At 38.7% G+C, this 2,481-nt stretch carries 3 protein-coding genes; 2 read left to right on the top strand and 1 reads right to left on the bottom strand.

The window, feature by feature from the left end; genetic code table 11:
* Positions 1-577, bottom strand: a 577-nt coding sequence (locus tag ACLTU0_RS11685; RefSeq protein ID WP_412322612.1) for a metallophosphoesterase, incomplete at its 3' end; no start/stop codon positions are given.
* 129 nt (positions 578-706) lie between these two features.
* Between ACLTU0_RS11685 and ACLTU0_RS11680 the strand changes: the two genes are divergently transcribed.
* Together ACLTU0_RS11680 and miaB are read left to right on the top strand one after the other, a co-directional pair.
* Positions 707-1,003 carry a Dabb family protein gene (locus tag ACLTU0_RS11680; RefSeq protein ID WP_412322610.1) on the top strand — a complete coding sequence of 99 codons (297 nt, stop codon included), beginning with the start codon at positions 707-709 and terminating at the stop codon, positions 1,001-1,003.
* A gap of 63 nt (positions 1,004-1,066) precedes the next feature.
* On the top strand, positions 1,067-2,481 hold a 1,415-nt coding region (gene miaB / locus ACLTU0_RS11675; RefSeq protein WP_412322609.1), incomplete at its 3' end, for a tRNA (N6-isopentenyl adenosine(37)-C2)-methylthiotransferase MiaB.

Here is a 2,481-nt window from a genome sequence, read left to right as displayed (position 1 = left end):
ATTTTAATCTGTCGAATAAATTCGCACGGTGAAAAAGCAGTATGTCATATCCGTTGTAACGTGGCAGTTTCGCAAGTGAATTTTCGATATTTTCGGCGATTTTGACACTGTTTAAAGCAAACGGATCGTCAATTCCCGAAAGTGAAATTTCGCTTTCGTTACGCTTTAAAATGACACGCTCGTCATGCAATGTTTTAACGCCGACTTCGGTAAGTTCTCGCTCAAATTCATCGTAGTCACTTCGCCATAAATCGTGATTGCCCGTTACCGCATAAACGGGTGCAATGTCGATAAGATGTTTGCATAGACGTACTCCGGGTGTGTATGAGCCTGTGTCGTGAACAAGGTCACCTGTCGAAACTATAATGTCGGGCGATTCGTGTTCGATTTCCTCAATCAGCCCCGGTACGCTGTCTGCATGGTAATCTGAAATTTGTAAAATTTTATATCCGTCAAATCCTTCGGGGATTTTCGGTGACGATATATCGTAATGTGTAACTTCAATTCTGTTGTCCAAACCTTTGACGGCAAATAATATTCCGCCCGTAAGCGCTGCTGTTTTTAAAAGCTTTTTCACAATAATCTGTCCTTTCAGATATTTATGGGTTTATTATACCACTATTTTTTAATAAAAACCACATATTTTATTGAAAAAATTAAAATAAGATGATATAATAAATGTATATGTATTTAGGAGGAATTTAACGTGGTTAAGCATATAGTAATGTGGAGAATGGCAGAGAGTGAAGACAAAGAGCAGAGAGCAAAGGATATAAAGGAAAATCTTGAGGCTTTAAAGGGTAAAATAGATATTTTGGTAAACATTGAAGTCGGACTTAATTTCAACGATACAGACGCCGCGTCAGATGTAGTACTTGTATCGGAGTTTGAAACAAAAGAGGATTTAAACACTTACCAAAATCACCCTGAACACAAAGCTGTCGGTGCAACGTATGTGCGTCCGTATGTAGTGGAAAGACGTGTTTGCGATTATGAATTTTAAGTTGTAATTACAATTTAAATGTGATATAATTAACTTTACTTTTGAAGTATAGGAGAAATGTAAATGGCAAAGCTTATAACTAAGGAGCAGATGGCGGAGCAAGAAAGTTATATAATGAAACTCAAAGAAGAAAATATGCGTTATGCTGCTCAAAACGGACACGCAAAATTAGCGCTTACCGAAACATACGGTTGTCAGCAGAATGAAAACGACACCGAACGTATAAGAGGTATGCTAAGACAGGCGGGGTTTGATTTTACGGACGACAGCAACAAAGCTGATGTTGTTATATATAATACTTGTGCGGTGCGTGAAAATGCGGAGCAAAAGGTTTTCGGCAGACTCGGTATTTTAAAGCACATCAAAGAAGAAAGAAAAGATATGGTTATCGGTGTATGCGGTTGTATGGTACAACAGGAGCATATTACCGAGAAAATCAAAAAAGTACACGAACACGTTGACCTTGTTTTCGGAACACACGCACTTTACAAAATGCCGGAGCTTTTATACAGAGCAATTCACGAAAAGAAAACAGTTGTCGATATTGACAGCAGTGACGGTGCAATCGCAGAGGATATTCCTATTATGCGTGACGATGATAAAAAAGCATGGGTATCTGTAATGTACGGCTGCAACAATTTCTGCTCATACTGTATTGTACCGTATGTACGCGGACGTGAAAGAAGCCGTACACCTGAGGCGGTTATAGCCGAAGTTAAGGAACTTGTGGCAAGAGGTTGCAGTGAAATTGCACTTTTAGGACAGAATGTAAATTCATACGGCAAAGACCTTGACACAGATGTTGACTTTGCAGACCTTATTCGTATGGTAAATGATATTGAGGGCGTTGAACGTATCAGATTTATGACATCACACCCAAAGGATTTGAGCGATAAACTTATTGACGCGATTGCGGAATGTGACAAGGTTTGTAAACAACTTCATCTTCCTGTTCAAGCAGGTTCAAACAAGATTTTGAAAGAAATGAACAGAAAGTACACAAAAGAAGATTATCTTGCAAAGATTGAAAAGGTTAAAAAGAGAATACCGAACATTTCTCTTTCAACCGATATTATAGTCGGTTTTCCAACGGAAACAAAGGAAGATTTTGAGGAAACACTTGACGTACTTCGTAAGGTTGAGTATGATAACATATTCTCATTTATATATTCAAGACGTGAGGGAACTCCTGCGGCAAAGCTTGATTTTGTACTTACAGACGAAGAAATACACGAGAATTTCAACAAGCTTTTGGAAGTACAGAATGAAATTTCAAAACGCAAAAATGAGGCGTATGTAGGACGGGTTGAAAAGGTGCTTGTCGACGGTGTAAGCAAGAATGATGAAACAACACTTTCGGGCCGTTGTGACAGTTCAAAGATAGTAAACTTTAAGGGCGATAAATCGCTTATAGGAAAATATATAGACGTAAGAATTACCGAGGCACACACATGGAGCCTTAACGGTGAGATTGCAGA

Source organism: Hominilimicola sp., assembly GCF_046972485.1.
GTDB classification, from domain to species: Bacteria; Bacillota; Clostridia; order UBA1381; family UBA1381; genus Hominilimicola; species Hominilimicola fabiformis.
This window is presented reverse-complemented; position numbering and strand designations above follow the sequence as displayed.